Annotated in this window: 14 protein-coding genes; 2 read left to right on the forward strand and 12 right to left on the reverse strand. The window is 70.6% G+C overall.

Features of this window, described 5'->3' with window-relative positions:
- The first annotated feature begins 44 nt into the window (after window positions 1-44).
- Window positions 45-533, forward strand: a complete 489-nt coding sequence (locus VPH43_RS10570) for a hemerythrin domain-containing protein (RefSeq protein ID WP_328577650.1) — start codon at window positions 45-47, stop codon at window positions 531-533.
- A 24-nt stretch (window positions 534-557) separates the two neighbouring features.
- Here the strand turns inward: VPH43_RS10570 and VPH43_RS10575 are convergent, their stop codons facing one another.
- The 4 genes from VPH43_RS10575 to VPH43_RS10590 all read right to left on the reverse strand — a co-directional run bounded on the left by VPH43_RS10575 (window position 558) and on the right by VPH43_RS10590 (window position 4,100).
- Window positions 558-1,535 (reverse strand): GMP reductase, encoded by a 978-nt coding sequence (locus VPH43_RS10575; protein ID WP_328577651.1) that lies wholly within the window; start codon window positions 1,533-1,535, stop codon window positions 558-560.
- Between the two features lie 165 nt (window positions 1,536-1,700).
- Entirely contained in the window at window positions 1,701-2,771 is a 1,071-nt protein-coding gene (locus tag VPH43_RS10580) for a patatin-like phospholipase family protein (protein WP_328577652.1), read from the reverse strand.
- A 61-nt stretch (window positions 2,772-2,832) separates the two neighbouring features.
- On the reverse strand, window positions 2,833-3,537 hold the full coding sequence (locus tag VPH43_RS10585; RefSeq protein WP_328577653.1) for a hypothetical protein: 705 nt from the start codon (window positions 3,535-3,537) through the stop codon (window positions 2,833-2,835).
- Between the two features lie 59 nt (window positions 3,538-3,596).
- The gene (locus VPH43_RS10590) at window positions 3,597-4,100 is read right to left on the reverse strand and encodes an anthrone oxygenase family protein (protein ID WP_328577654.1); all 504 of its coding nucleotides are present in this window, start codon (window positions 4,098-4,100) and stop codon (window positions 3,597-3,599) included.
- 110 nt (window positions 4,101-4,210) lie between these two features.
- Here VPH43_RS10590 and VPH43_RS10595 point away from each other — a divergent pair, with 110 nt between their 5' ends.
- The gene (locus tag VPH43_RS10595; RefSeq protein WP_328577655.1) at window positions 4,211-6,622 is read left to right on the forward strand and encodes a UvrD-helicase domain-containing protein; all 2,412 of its coding nucleotides are present in this window, start codon (window positions 4,211-4,213) and stop codon (window positions 6,620-6,622) included.
- Window positions 6,623-6,642: 20 nt separating this feature from the next.
- Here VPH43_RS10595 and VPH43_RS10600 read toward each other — a convergent pair whose 3' ends face one another.
- Genes VPH43_RS10600 through VPH43_RS10635 form a run of 8 tightly spaced genes read right to left on the reverse strand, consistent with a single transcriptional unit; the run spans window position 6,643 to window position 14,113 of the window.
- Window positions 6,643-7,992, reverse strand: a complete 1,350-nt coding sequence (locus VPH43_RS10600) for a DUF58 domain-containing protein (RefSeq protein WP_328577656.1) — start codon at window positions 7,990-7,992, stop codon at window positions 6,643-6,645.
- A gap of 16 nt (window positions 7,993-8,008) precedes the next feature.
- A complete protein-coding gene (locus VPH43_RS10605; RefSeq protein ID WP_328577657.1) occupies window positions 8,009-9,001 on the reverse strand; it encodes an AAA family ATPase in 993 nt (330 codons plus the stop codon).
- Window positions 8,998-10,320, reverse strand: coding sequence for a DUF4350 domain-containing protein (locus VPH43_RS10610; protein WP_328577658.1), 1,323 nt, complete (start codon window positions 10,318-10,320; stop codon window positions 8,998-9,000). The genes VPH43_RS10605 and VPH43_RS10610 overlap by 4 nt, the downstream gene beginning before the upstream one ends.
- Entirely contained in the window at window positions 10,317-11,141 is an 825-nt protein-coding gene (locus VPH43_RS10615; RefSeq protein WP_328577659.1) for a DUF4129 domain-containing protein, read from the reverse strand. The genes VPH43_RS10610 and VPH43_RS10615 overlap by 4 nt, the downstream gene beginning before the upstream one ends.
- A complete protein-coding gene (locus tag VPH43_RS10620; protein ID WP_328577660.1) occupies window positions 11,125-11,859 on the reverse strand; it encodes a hypothetical protein in 735 nt (244 codons plus the stop codon). The genes VPH43_RS10615 and VPH43_RS10620 overlap by 17 nt, the downstream gene beginning before the upstream one ends.
- Window positions 11,860-11,862: 3 nt before the next feature.
- Window positions 11,863-12,891, reverse strand: a complete 1,029-nt coding sequence (locus VPH43_RS10625) for a stage II sporulation protein M (protein WP_328577661.1) — start codon at window positions 12,889-12,891, stop codon at window positions 11,863-11,865.
- The gene (locus VPH43_RS10630) at window positions 12,888-13,598 is read right to left on the reverse strand and encodes an RDD family protein (RefSeq protein WP_328577662.1); all 711 of its coding nucleotides are present in this window, start codon (window positions 13,596-13,598) and stop codon (window positions 12,888-12,890) included. The genes VPH43_RS10625 and VPH43_RS10630 overlap by 4 nt, the downstream gene beginning before the upstream one ends.
- Window positions 13,595-14,113: an RDD family protein gene (locus VPH43_RS10635; RefSeq protein WP_328577663.1), complete on the reverse strand. Its 519-nt coding sequence runs from the start codon at window positions 14,111-14,113 to the stop codon at window positions 13,595-13,597. Before VPH43_RS10635 ends, VPH43_RS10630 begins: the two co-directional genes overlap by 4 nt.
- Between the last annotated feature and the right edge of the window lie 68 nt (window positions 14,114-14,181).

Below are 14,181 nucleotides of genomic sequence, written 5' to 3' on the forward strand. Positions count from 1 at the left end.
ACGCCCGCTGCCTCTCATGCCTGGCCCTCACTCGCCTGCCCGCCATGAACGCCGTCGATCTGCTGATCCAGCAACACCGCGAACTCGAAGCGCACTTCAATTCCGCGCTGCTGGCCGGTTCCGACGCCGAGCGGCGGGCGGCGCTCACCTTCATCGGCGACGAGCTGGGCGTGCACCTGAGCTCCGAGGAGGAGCTGTTCTACCCGGCGGTTCGGGCGCGTCGCACCGAAGACATCCTGCTGGAGTCGCTGGAGGAACACCTCTCGCTCAAGCGGCTGCTCGCCGACCTGCTGGTGCTGGAGCCCTCGGCCCCCACCTTCGAAGCGAAGTTCAAGGTGCTGAAGGAGCAGGCCGAGCATCACCACAAGGAAGAGGAGGAGCACCTCTTCCCCAAGGTCAGCAAGCTGCTGAGCGCCGAAGAGAATGAGGCGCTTGGCAAGGAGATGCTGGCAATGCAGCTGCGCCTGCAGGCGCAAGGCGAGCCGGGCGAAGCCATCGCCCAGCAGACCGATCAGGCAGCGCCGCTCACCTGAACGGCCGGGTGCCCGAGCGCGGCTTCACATGAACAGGTGCTCGCCCGCGTTCTCGCCGCCCAGCACCACGTAGTTCACCTTGCGCAGGTCCATCAGCTGGCGTCCGCCGGAGTAGGAGATCGAGCTCTGCAGGTCCTCGCGCATCTCGCGCAGCGTGTCGGCCAGCGTGCCCTTCACCGGCTCCAGGATGCGCTTGCCCTCCACGTGCTTGTACTCGCCCTTGTTGAAGTCGGAGGCCGAGCCGTAGTACTCCTTGTACAGCTTGCCGTCCACCTCGACCGTGGCGCCGGGCGATTCCTCATGCCCGGCGAAGAGTGAACCCACCATCACCATCGCCGCGCCGAACCGCACGCTCTTGGCGATGTCGCCGTGATGGCGGATGCCGCCATCCGCAATGATCGGCTTGGTCGCCACGCGGGCGCACCACTTCAGCGCGCTGAGCTGCCAGCCGCCGGTGCCGAAGCCGGTTTTCAGGCGCGTGATGCAGACCTTGCCCGGGCCGATGCCCACCTTGGTGGCGTCGGCGCCCCAGTTCTCCAGGTCGATCACGCCTTCGGGCGTGCCCACGTTGCCGGCGATCACGAATGTGTTCGGCAGCTTCTGCTTGATGTGCTCGATGGTGCGGCGCACGCTGTCGGCATGGCCGTGCGCGATGTCGATGGTGATGTAGTCCGCGCCCACGCCTTCTGCCGCCAGCCGGTCGATCACCGCAAAGTCGGCCGGCTTCACGCCGGAGCTGATGGACACGAACAGGCCCTTGTCGCGCATGGCCTTGGCATAGGCCACGTTGTCGAGGTCGAACCGGTGCATCACGTAGAAATAGTCGTTCGCCGCCAGCCATTCGGTGATGCGCTCGTCGACAACGGTCTTCATGTTGGCCGGCACCACCGGCAGCTTGAAGCGGCGGCCGCCGAATTCCATGCTGGTGTCGCATTCGGCGCGGCTGTCCACGCGGCATTTGCGCGGCAACAGCAGGACGTTGTCGTAGTCGAAGATTTCCATGGCAAGTGTGCTTTCGCTGACCTGATGTGCAAGGGCGTTGAGCAGTGCCGCTGCAAGGCTGCGAGCGCTTGACTTGGGGCCGGTCCCGGCGCCCGAGGCCGCCAGCGGGGGGCGGTGGGCGCAAACAAAAAACCGGACGCCAAAATTTGGGCCCGGTGATCGATTCTACGCCGGCATGCCCTGGCGCGCTGGCCGGGGGCTGCCGAACAGGCGCACCAGGTCCACGCTGGAGCGCCGCCCCAGCGCGTGCCCGTCGCCGGCCAGCCAGGCGGCGGCATGCTCGCGGCCCTGGTCGCGCAGCCGCTGCAGGAAGGGCAGGTGGGCGATCAGCCGGGTTTCGCTGCGCAAGGCGCCCAACAGCTCAGGCGCATGCACCAGGTGAAAGCGCATGCGGCGCACCCGGCGTTCCAGCCGGCCCAGCGGCAGCCAGCTGCGCCGCGCCACCGCATGAGCCTCGCCCAGCAGGCGCGCTTCACGCAGGAAGGTGGCGTTGAAGGCGATGTCGAGCGCACGCTCGTGGATCTGTTGCGCCGTGCGCGGCTCGTGCGCATGCTGCAGTGGGCTCAGCAGCACCATCAGCAGGTCTGCCGGCCCGCCGTCCACGATCAGCGGAAACAGCGCCGGGTTGGCCGCATAACCGCCGTCCCAATACGGCTCGCCATCGATCACCACCGCCTTGTAGAGCGTGGGCAGGCAAGCCGATGCCAGCACCGCGTCCAAGCTCAGCTCGCGCGTGCGGAACAGCCTGAGCTGCCCGCTGTTGGCATGGGTGGCGGCGATGAACAGCTGCACCGGGGAATGGCGGCGCAGGCGCTCGAAGTCGATCTGTACGCGCAGCAGGTCGCGCAGCGGGTTGACGTCCAGCGGATTGAGCTGCTGGGGGCTCAGGTAGCGCGTCCAGTGCAGCAAGGCTCGCGCGCCCGGTGCCAGGGCCAGCGACTCGCCGCTGCCCACCGTGAGCCATTCGAACGGCAGGTGCGAGCCGATCGCGGTCCACAGCCGGTCCAGCGCCTGGCGCGCGCCTTCGGCGCCGTTGTCCATCCAGCCCTGGGCCAGCGCCACCGCGTTGACGGCGCCGGCGCTGGTGCCGCTGATGGCATGGATGGGGTGCGTGCCCTGCGCGAGCAGCGCGTCCAGCACGCCCCAGGTGAAGGCGCCGTGCGCGCCGCCGCCTTGCAGCGCCAGGCTCAGCGGCACGCCGGCGCGGCGGCTTGGCCTGGCTGACAACAACGACATCCTCGGTTCCTTGAAAGCAGGGGCGATGCTTCCAGGAGCAGATGTTGTGCCAGTGACAGGCCTACTCCGGCGTGGCGCAGCCAGCCGGTGCGGACTGCGCCGCCATCAGCATGCGGCCGTTGGCGCTCGCGATCCAGCCCACGGCGGCCAGCCGTTCGCCGCGGCTGTTGGGTGGCACGAGCACCGCGCGCAGGTGCTGCAGCTGGCGCTGCCCCGGCGCAAAGGTGAGCGGCAAGGGCCCGGCGAGCGCGCGCACCAGCTGCCGCTGCACCGCGCTGCCGTCCTGCCCGGCAGGCACCCGCTCCACCAGTGCCACCCAGCCTTGCGCATCGGCAGGAAGCGGTTTGCGGCCCTGCCGCAGATCGAAGGCGAGGCCGATGTAGCCGTTCCATGCCAGGCCGCTTTGCACCGCCAGCTGCACGCCGGGCAGAGGCGACGGCAGGCGTTGCTGCTGCACGCTGCTGTCTGCGGGTACCAGGGGCGTCTTCAGGCGGGCTTTCGCTTCAGGCAAGGCGGCAGCGGCGAGTGGCGCGTCGTCGCCCAGGTCGCCCGGCACGATCCAGTCCAGCCGCAGCGTGCGCGGGCCGGTCACTGTCGAAGCAGGGTCGGGCTGCTGCCAGCATGCGGCGCAATCGGCGGACAGGAAGGACTCCACCACCTGCTGAGGCGCGAGCGGCTTGCAGCCGGCGGGCAGCGATGCGCCGGCCGTTTGTGCGGACAGCGCCGCACAGCCGAGCACGGCAAAAGTGAACGGGGTGCGCGGCATGCAGCTCCTGGGGGCAGGTGGACAGCCGGCATTGTCGCGAATGCGGCGGTGCTGCGCTTTCAGCGTGCGGCTTTTGCCGCCCCCACCGTTGCGGTGAGTGTGAGCGCGCCCACGAAGCACAGCATCGCGGCCACCGTGCGCCAGACGTTGGCCTCGTTCCACCGGTCGCGTGCGGCCGCCCAGTCGGCGGGCGGCGCGGCGGGCAGCCACTGCGCCAGTGCATCGTTGATCGGCACGTTGACCGTGCGTGTCACCCAGAACACCGCGACGAAGTAAAGCGAAGCAACGATGAGCCAGCCGATGGCGGGACGCCACTGCCGCTGCAACGCGGCCAGCGCGGACGGCACCCATGGCAGCAACGCGGAGCCGAAGTAGGCCAGCGCGAACGTCAGGTTGCGCACCGAGCGGTTGATCCACTGCTGCGTGGCCACGTAGCCGGTCGCGTCCAGGTGGGTCATGGCCGGTGCGACGTCGACCGCAAAGGCGAAGAAGAAGCCGGCCATCAGCCCCAGCCATGCGGTGGCGGCCACGCAGGCCAGGCGGTACAGCTTGGATGAAGGCATGTGGCGCTCCGGGTGAGAGAGCCGAATCGTAAGGAGCTGCCGTGGCTGCGATGGCTGCGCGGGCGGGCCTTTGCACAGCTTTACCGAGGAGCAACTCCTAGAATCCCCGGATGCAGCACCTTCCCCCGTCCGACAACGATCCGGTCCAGCTGGACGCCTTCTCGCCGCCCACCGGCGACCCGCTGCTGCGCAACCTGAACCCCGAGCAGTTCGCTGCTGTCACGCTGCCGGCGCAGCCCGCGCTCATCCTCGCCGGCGCCGGCTCGGGCAAGACGCGTGTGCTCACCACCCGCATCGCCTGGCTGCTGCAGACCGGCCAGGTGTCGCCCGGTGGCGTGATGGCGGTGACCTTCACCAACAAGGCCGCCAAGGAGATGCTCACGCGCCTGGGTGCGATGCTGCCGATCAACGTGCGCGGCATGTGGATCGGCACCTTCCACGGCCTGTGCAACCGCTTCCTGCGTGCGCACTGGAAGCTGGCCAACCTGCCGCAGAGTTTCCAGATCCTCGATTCCGCCGACCAGCTGTCGGCGGTGAAGCGGGTGATCAAGGGCATGAACCTCGATGAGGAGCGCTATGTGCCCAAGCAGGTGACCTGGTTCATCGCCGGCAGCAAGGAAGAAGGCCTGCGCCCGCGCGACGTGGAAGTGCGCGACGAACAGACGCGCACGCTGGCGGCCATCTACCAGGCCTATGAGGACCAGTGCCAGCGCGAAGGCGTGGTCGACTTCGGCGAGCTGATGCTGCGCACCTACGAGCTCATGCGCGACCAGGATGCGGTGCGCGAGCACTACCAGCGCCGCTTTCGCCATGTGCTGGTGGACGAGTTCCAGGACACCAACAAGCTGCAGTACGCCTGGCTGAAGATGTTTGCGCCGGTGGGTCCGGGGCGCGGCGTGTTCGCCGTGGGCGACGACGACCAGAGCATCTATGCCTTCCGCGGCGCGCAGGTGGGCAACATGGCGTTGTTCGAGCGCGAATACAACGTACAGCAGGTGATCAAGCTGGAGCGCAACTACCGCAGCTTCGGCAACATCCTGGACAGCGCCAACGAGCTCATCAGCCGCAACACCCGCCGCCTGGGCAAGAACTTGCGCACCGAAGCGGGCCCCGGCGAGCCGGTGCGGGTGTACGAGGCCACCAGCGACTATGCCGAGGCGCAGTGGCTGCTGGAAGAAGCGCAGCAGCTGCACCGGGCCGGCATGCCGCGCAAGGAGATCGCGGTGCTCTACCGCAGCAATGCGCAGTCGCGCGTGGTGGAGTCGGCGCTGTTCAACGCCGGCATTCCGTACCGCGTGTATGGCGGCCTGCGCTTCTTCGAACGCGCGGAGGTGAAGCACGCGCTGGCCTATTTGCGCCTGATCGAGAACCCGAACGACGACACCTCGTACCTGCGGGTGGTGAACTTCCCCACCCGCGGCATCGGCGCGCGCACGGTGGAGCAGCTGCAGGACGCCGCACGCGCCAGCGGCCGCAGCCTCTACCAGAGCGTGGGCGCGGTCACCGGCAAGGGCGGCGCCAACGTGCAGGCCTTCAACGCGTTGATCGACGCGATGCGGGAGATCACCCGCGGGCTCACCCTGCGCGAGATCATCGAGCACGTGGTGCAGAACTCCGGCCTGGCCGACTTCTACCGCACCGAGAAGGAAGGCCAGGAGCGGCTGGAGAACCTGGCCGAACTCGTGAACGCGGCCGAGGCCTTTGTCACCCAGGAAGGGTTTGGCAAGGACGCGGTTGCCTTGCCGATCGACGAAGCCGCTGATGCCCAAGAGCGCCTGCGCCCAGGCACCATCGCTGCCGGCACGCCGCTGGCGGTGGCCGCGGTGGACCTCGCGCCCGACGCCGAAACCGGCGAGATCGTGTCGCCGCTCGCTGCCTTCCTCACCCATGCGGCGCTGGAAGCGGGCGACAACCAGGCCCAGGCCGGGCAGGACGCGATCCAGCTGATGACGGTGCATTCGGCCAAGGGCCTGGAGTTCGACGCGGTGTTCATCACCGGCCTGGAAGAAGGCCTGTTCCCGCACGAGAACTCCATGTCCGACGTGGACGGGCTGGAGGAAGAGCGCCGCCTGATGTACGTGGCGATCACACGCGCGCGCCAGCGCCTGTACCTCAGCTTCAGCCAGACGCGCATGCTGCACGGGCAGACGCGTTATCACATCAAGAGCCGCTTCTTCGACGAGCTGCCGGAGGCCGCGTTGAAGTGGATCACCCCGCGCAACCAGGGCTTCGGCTCGGGTTTTGCGCGCGAATACCAGAACGCCTGGAACCGCGGCTCGGGCCTGCACTCCATCGTGGGCGCCGGCCGGGTGGAAGCGCCGGCCGCACCGGCCTACACGCCCAAGGCGCCGCCCTCGCACGGGCTTCGCAGCGGGCAGGCGGTGTTCCACACCAAGTTCGGCGAAGGCGTGATCGTGACGCTGGAAGGCGTGGGCGAGGATGCACGCGCGCAGGTCAACTTCGGCCGCCACGGCATGAAGTGGCTGCAGCTCAGCCTGGCCAAGCTGACGCCGGTGGAGTAGGCCCGCGTCGTCCGTCGCAGCTACAGCAGGCCGGATCGCTTGACCGCGTGGTAGCGGTTCACCAGCTCGGCCGCCAGCCCGGCCGGTTCCACGTCCACCAGCAAGGCGTCGCGCCCGGCCAGGCGGTGGAAGGCATCGCGGCGCGCCTGCTCGAAGAGGTGGGCGGTCGCCGCTTCGCTGGCGTCCTCCGGTGCGCGCAGGGGTTGGCCCGCGATGTGGCCCAGCGCGGTTTCGCGCAGGCTGGCCAGCATCACGAGGTGGCGCGTGCGCAGCAGCTTGAGTGCGGGCGCGAGCTCCGGGGCGTCTTCATCGCGGAAGTTGGTGAGCACCACCACCAGGGCGCGTTTTCGCTGCAGCCGCATCACCTCGGTGGCCATCTGCAGGTAGTCCGGGTGCGCGAGCGTGGGCTGGATGTCGTACAGGCGGCTCGTGAGCGCGTCCAGCGTGGGCAGGCCCTTGCGCGGGGCGAAGTGCCGCTGTGCCGCGGGCGGCGCTGCAAAGGTGAGGGCGCCCACCTCGTCGCCCGCCTTCAGCGCCACGTAAGCCAGCAGCATCAGCGCGTTCAGCGCCTGGTCGAAGTGGCCCACCGCAGCCGCCGCGGTGTCGTCGGCGCGCATGCGGCGCCCGCAGTCCAGCACGAAGAGCACACGCTGGTCGCGCTCGTCCTGGAACTGCCGCACGATCGGCCGGCGGTGGCGCAAGGAGGCTCGCCAGTCGATGTGGCGCACGGAGTCGCCGGGGCTGTAGTCGCTCAGCTGCTTGAAGTCCGTGCCGCCGCCGCGCTGCTTGTAGGTCTTGATGCCGATTTCGCTCAGCCGGTGGTCGCCCGCCAGCCAGGCATAACGGGCCACCGCGGCGAAATTGGGGTACACGCGCAGCGACTGCGCCGCACCCAGCCGCAGGCCCAGCTCGAAGCAGCCGGCCAGCGTGCGCACCCGCAGTTCGGCCGGCGCAAAGCCCACCGGTCCGCGCCGATGTGGTGTGGCGCGGTAGCTCAGGGTGGCGCGCTGCCCGCCCGGCACGTTGACCGACGCCGGCAGCCCTTCGGTGGAGATGGCGGCATCGACATGGTCGAAGAGGGCCACGCGCCACGGCAGCCGGCCGGGGTTGGCGAGTTGAAGCTGCAGCCGGCGCTCCACGCCGACCGCCAGGGCCGCTGGCAGCCGCCGTGTGAGCTGCAGCGGGTGGCGCCGCCACGCGAGCAGGCTGACGCCCAGGTCCAGCGCGCCCAGCGCCAGCCCCGCAGCAGACACCGCGGCCGCCACGGCCTGCACCGTGGCCAGCGGCACGCCCGCCAGGAGAGCCGCGGCAGCACCGGTGGCCAAGGCCGCCAGTGCGAGCACGGTGGCGCGTGTGGGCAGCAGCTTCATGCGGTGGCGCGCCAGCTCAGATGCGGGGTGCGTCCACGCTGGCCAGCGCGTCGCCCAGCAGCTCGTCGACCGCACGGCCTTCCAGCTGCGCATCCGGTGCCAGCAGCACCCGGTGGCGCAACGCGGGCAGCACCAGCTGCTTGATGTCGTCCGGCGTCACGAAGTCGCGGCTGTCGAGCAAGGCGGCCGCGCGGGCGGCGCGCACCAGGGAGATGGCACCGCGTGAGCCGGCGCCGGTGGCCAGGCCGGGCCAGTCGCGCGTGGCGCGCACGATGTCCACCGCATAGTCGGCCACCTTGTCGTCCACACGCACGTGGGCGGCCATGCGCTGCAACGCCTTCACCGCGCGTTCGTCCAGCCGCGGGGCAATCGCGTCCAGCGGCAGCTGGTCGCCCAGCGACTGGTCGGTAGTGCGGCGCACGACGGCGGCCTCGTCCTGGCGCGAGGGATACCCGATCTCGATCTTCAGCAGGAAGCGGTCGAGCTGCGCTTCCGGCAGCGGATAGGTGCCTTCGGTGTCGATCGGGTTCTGCGTCGCAATCACCATGAAGGGCTGTGGCAGCGCATGCGGTTGGCCTTCGAGCGTGACCTGGCGCTCCTGCATCACCTCCAGCAGCGCGGCCTGCGTCTTCGCCGGCGCCCGGTTGATCTCGTCGGCCAGCAGCAGGTGGGTGAACACCGGCCCGCGGCGCACCCGCAGCGTGCCCAGGCCGCCACCTTCACCGGTGCTGGTGTCCAGCACCGCGGCGCCGGTGATGTCCGAAGGCATCAGGTCGGGCGTGAACTGGATGCGGGCGTACTGCAGCGAGAGCGCCTTGCACAGCGCGCGCGCCAGCAGCGTCTTGCCCAGGCCGGGCACGCCCTCGATCAGCACATGGCCGGCCGCGACCAGCGCGATCAGCACCTGGTCCACGGCTTCGCGCTGGCCCACCATGGCCTTGGCCACTTCCTCGCGCAGGGCACGCAGCAGCTCGGCCGCGCGGTTGACGTCGTTGGCATTCAGGGTCATGCGGATCGGTCCTGTGGGTTCGTATCGGAAGCGGGTGATGGCGGGCGTTGCCGCGCCAGCAAGCGGCGGCGTGCCTCTTCGAGCAAGGCCAGCGCCGGCGGCCAGGCGGTGCGTGGCCGCGGGATGGACGGGTCCATCGCGCGGGCCAGCTCGTCGGCCGCCAGGCCGGTGGCGCGCGCCAGCGCGAGCGCCCGGGCGCTGCGGCCATCGTGGGCCCAGCCGCGCAGCAGGCGCTGAGCCGCTTCGTCCAGCGCGCGCAGCTGGGCCGCATGCAGGGCGGCCGGCTGGCGGCGGGCCAGGAACTGCGCGGTACCGTGGATCTGCTCGGCCATGGAGCGGCGGCCGCGCTGGCTGGGCGCGGCCAGCGGCCCGAAGCGCATGCCGCTGCGCCACAGCGCCGCCGCCAGTGCCGCCGCGGCCAGGATGACGACCACGCCGGCCTGCTGCCACACCCACACCGGCAGCGCCGGCCGGGTCTCGTCGATGACGAACCACACCTGCGTGCCGCGACCGGGCAGCCCCAGCCCGGCCAGCAGGATGAGCGCGTTGTCGCCCTCCAGCAGCGCCCGGTTGGTGAGGAAGGCGTCCGACCCGTACACGGTGACACTGCCGCGGCCCATGGCCACGCGCATCGATTCCGGGCCCTGGCGGCCATCGAGCGACCACTGGATGGCCGCGCCCTTGGTGGCGGCCAGCAGGCCGGGTGCGAAGGCGCGGCAGGCGCTGAACTCGCGGCTGTCGTCGAAGCTGGCCTGCACGGTGTCGGGCTCGCGCTGGGTCTCGCACGGGCGCGGTTCGGACACGGGTGTCAGCCTTCGGCCCGATGAGGAGGCGGCCTCAGAGGGCGTGGCCGGGCTGCCTTCGTCCTCATCCTCATCCTCCTCATCATCGGCCTTGTCGCCTTGCGGCGCGGAGGCGGGCGCCGCGCGCGGCGGCTTGGGGCGGTCGACCTCCTTCAGCGGCAGCCAGCGCAGGCTCTGTTCGTCGCGCAGCAACCAGCGCGGCAGCGCCAGGTGCCCCCCGCCCGCCACCCAGTCGCGCAGGCGCTCGTCCCGCCCGGGAAACAGGCTCCATTGGCCGGACATCAGCACCAGCGTGGCGCCCGGCGGGGGCAGTTGTTCGAGGTTGTCCCGCCGCACCACCTCGGCGCCCACGCTGCGCAAGAGCTGCATCGCGGCGTAGCCGCGGTTGCGGGCGGCCTCGCCACGCGGCGGCAACGGCACTTCGGTCTCCACCCATTCGGTCTGGGTGAACAGCCCGTAGGCGGCCCCCAGCGCGAGCAGAACCGCCAGCAGCCGCCACACCAGCGTGCGGCTCATGGCGCGGCCTCCCGCGTGGCGCTCCCGGTGGCCGGCAGGGCGGCGCCGAGGCAGGCGTCGAAGTCGGCGCACAGGGCGGCCACGGCGGCGTCCTCCGGCTGCCGTGCCGCGTACACGTGCAGCTGCCAGGCCTGGACCAGGCGTTCGAAGAAGCGTTTGCCCTCGGCCGGCAGGGCAGCGCTGGCCAGCCGCAGGCAATCGCCTTCGGTGCTGGCCGAGCGGATGGGCACGGCATGCAGGTGCACCAGGCGCGAGAGCGCGCCGCGATACAGCAGCGAGAGCGCGTCGCGGTGGCGCCCGGCCTGCCAGAGGGCCGCTGCGGCCGCGCCCACGTCGGCCGGCAGGCTGTCGGGCCGGATGTCGAGGTCGTGCACGTGGGTGGGCAGGTGCAGCGAGCAGCCCTCGATCGTGTCGGCACGCCAGCGCCACCAGTGGCGCAGCGACACCAGCGTGAGCGCCACCGCGATCGCGCCCAGCGCCCACACCAGCAGCCGTCCGCTTTCGGACAGCCAGCGTGACAGCCCCTTCAGCCACGACGGCGGTTTGTCCTTGGCCTGCGCCTGCTCACGACGCTTGAGCCGCAGCTCGTGGACCTTGTCCTTGCCCGACAGCAAGGGGTCGCGCCGCACGGCCTCCACGCTGGCCTGCAGCTGGGCGCGGGCAGCCGACGATGCACGTGCCGGCGGGGCGGAGGCCGCCGGGCCGGACGCGGGTTCGGCAGCCGACGCGGCTTGCGGCGGCTCGGGCAGCGGTTGTGCGGCGGCTGCCGCCGTGGCGAGGCAGCAGGCGAAAACAAGGCTGCGTTCAGCCACCGAAGGCATGGCGGAATTCCTGTTCGATGTCCCAGGCTTCGAGCTCGACACGCCGGTTGAGGTACAGCGCAAAACCGGAGGCGACATGAAAGGGTTCGAGCGCCAGCACCACCAGCGCATAACAGCCGTTGCTCAGCAGCTGCATGCCCAGGTCGTCGTCGCTGAAGAACGCCTGCATCAGCGGCCCGCGGTGTTCGTCGGGCATGAAAAGCAGGCCCAGCGCAAACAGCGCCAGCACCAGCACCACCTCGACGTGGGCGTACACCACCTGCACCAGCGCGGCCACGCCGCGCCTGCCACGCAGCAGCTGGACCCGGCGCTGGCGTGCGCCCTCGCCGCGTTGCCCCTCCAGCTGGCGCAAGGGCAGGGTGTAGGCCCGCCAGGGCGACAGGCGTTGCACGGTGAGGCTGCGCAGCAGGTCCGTGCCCCACACCTGGCGCCGTGCGGCCCAGAGGTCGGCAAACCGCGTGGGCTCGCCGAACACCGCGCGCGACAGCACGAACAGCAGGCTGCGGTCCAGCCAGGGCTTGGCCATGAACAGCACCGCCCAGGGCAGCCAGCTCGCGATGGTGGTGGTGGACAGCATCAGCAGCGTGCAGGCGGCCCACAGTGGCGCCAGGCAGCGCCACACCGAGCGGGCATGTTCCTGGACCAGCCGCACGCCGAGGTCGGCCGCTTCGAGCATCGGCCGCGGCCGCAGATGGATGGCGAGGGCATCAACCTGCATCGCTCAGCCCCTGTGCTGCGGCGCCGCGGCGCCCGGCCGGCCCTGCCAGACCAGGTAGATCACCACCGCGGCCCAGCACGCAGCGCCCACGCCGTACTTCACCGAGGGCGCCACCCACGCCGCCGAGGACCAGAACGCCTCCACGAAGGCCGCCACAAGCAGCATGGCCACCACGCCGTACACCAGCACAACGGCTTCGGCGCCAGCCTGCTGCAACGCCTGCAGCCGCCGCAGCCGGCCCGGCGCCAGCAGCGCGTGGCCCAGGCGCAGGCCGGCCGCTCCAGCGATCAGGATGGCCGTCAGCTCGAAGGCCGAATGGGTGACGACAAAGGAATAGAAGGTGCCGCCATGGCCGCGCGCGGTGAGGTAGCCGGCGATTGCGCCCGCGAGCACGCCGTTGTAGGCCAGGAAGAACAGGCTGCCGACGCCCGCGAGGATGCCTCCGGCAAAACAGCGGAAGGCCACGCCCACGTTGTTCATCACGTAGAAGCCGAACATCTCCCAGTCGGTGCTGGCGTCACGCATGCGGCCGATCGCATGCCGGCCTTCGCTGTACATCTCGTCGAAATTCTGCGCGCGCGAGGCGTCCACCACCGAGAGCACAAAGCCCGGGTCGCGCCAGCACGCCCAGCCCGCGGCCAGCATCGGAAGGGCGAACACGAGCAGGGCCACCAGCATGTAGGCCCGGTGCTGCCGCACGGCCTGGGGAAAGTCCACCAGCAGCAGGCGCTTCAGCCGCTGGCCGCCGTAGTCGTGCCGGCGGTAGATGGCCTGGTGCGCACGCTGGGTGAGTGCTTCCAGCCGGTCGGTCAGGTGCACCGGATAGGCGCGCCAGCGCGCCAGCGCCAGGTGCTCGCAGCAGCGCCGGTACAGCGCCGCCAGCTCGGCCGGTGCGAGGGGGCCGGCCGGTGGGGCGCCCGGGCCGCGTGGGCTGCGCACCAGCAGGCCCCCCGGGCGCTCGATGTGGTCCAGGCCCGCCTCCAGCTGCGTCCACAGTGGCGCGTGGGCTTGCTCGAACTGCAGCGGTGTCATGCGCCGCCTGGCGGGCGTCGGCCCAGCAGCCAGTGGGCCACCGACAGCAGGCGCTCGGTCGCGTCGGCCCCTTGGCGCGCGGCCGGCAATATCGGCCCGGCCAGTGCCGCAAGCTCTTCCGCGCGCGCCGCCGTGATGCGGCCGCTGCGGCCAGCCCATGCCAGCACCGCCGACTGCTCCTGCAAGGACAAGGAACGCCGGGGCGCTGACGCCGGCCCGGGCGGCAAGGCTGCATGCAGCACCACCTGTTCGGCATGCACGACGAGCGTGCCGGCGGCCAGGTCGCCCAGCCGCTTGAAGTCGCGCCGCAGCAGCAGGCACACCAGCCCGAAGCCATAAAGCGCAGGCAGGAAGTCAGCAGCCCGCAACAGGTTGCGCACCAGCGAGGCGGCCGGCGTGACGGGCAGGCCGCTGTCCATCACCACGCGCAGGTTCAGCAGGCGTTTGCCCGGCGTGGCGCCCCAGGGGGAGAGCTCGAAGGCGACCGGATAGAACCACTCGAGCAGGAAATACAGCAACAGCATGGTGGCACCGCCCACGCCGGCCACGCGGCCCAGCGTCATGCCGGCGGCCAGCATGACGATCAATCGAACGCCCAGGTCGGCCACATACGCCAGGCTGCGTGCGCAGCAGCCGGCCGGCCTCAGCGTGAGTTCAATGCCTTCCGGGGTTTCGGCCGTGACCAGCGTGTCGAGCCTGGCGCTCACGCCTTGACGACGATGGTGCCGGCCAGCACGTCATGCAGGCAGCGGCGCGAGCTGCGGAACACCATCAGGCAGTCCACCAGCGCGTAGATCATCTGCAGCCAGGGCAGCGGCGACATGGCATAGCCGATGCCATAACGCAGCCCGAGCAGGCGCAGGGGCGGCACGGGGTTGCCGTCGGTCAGCGTGATGCGCTGGCCCATCACCCGCTTGCCGATGGTCTGGCCGCGGCTCACCAGGAGCCAGCCGTTGAGTGCGAGGAACAGCACGAAGCCGAGTGCCGCGTTGAACAGCATGCTGCCGATCGACGCCGCGTTGCGGGGAGAGTAGGGGTTCCAGGGCGTGACGAGCGACAGCAGCCACATCGCCGCCATGAGCACGACCAGATCGATCAGTGCGGCCACGAACCGCATGCCGCGGCCGGCGAGTTCGGCCCCGGCTTGCGGGTCGCGCACGTCTTCCACATGGGCCTGGGGCGCGGCGTAGCGGTTGGCCGCCGACGGCGATGTCGATTCCATGGTCATCCTCCCTCATCTTGTGAACCTGTTCTTGCCGCTGCGGCCGTTGGCGGCCAGCGGTGCTGCGC

The sequence above is a fragment of the Ideonella sp. BN130291 genome (assembly GCF_036231905.1).
GTDB lineage: Bacteria > Pseudomonadota > Gammaproteobacteria > Burkholderiales > Burkholderiaceae_C > CAMLIZ01.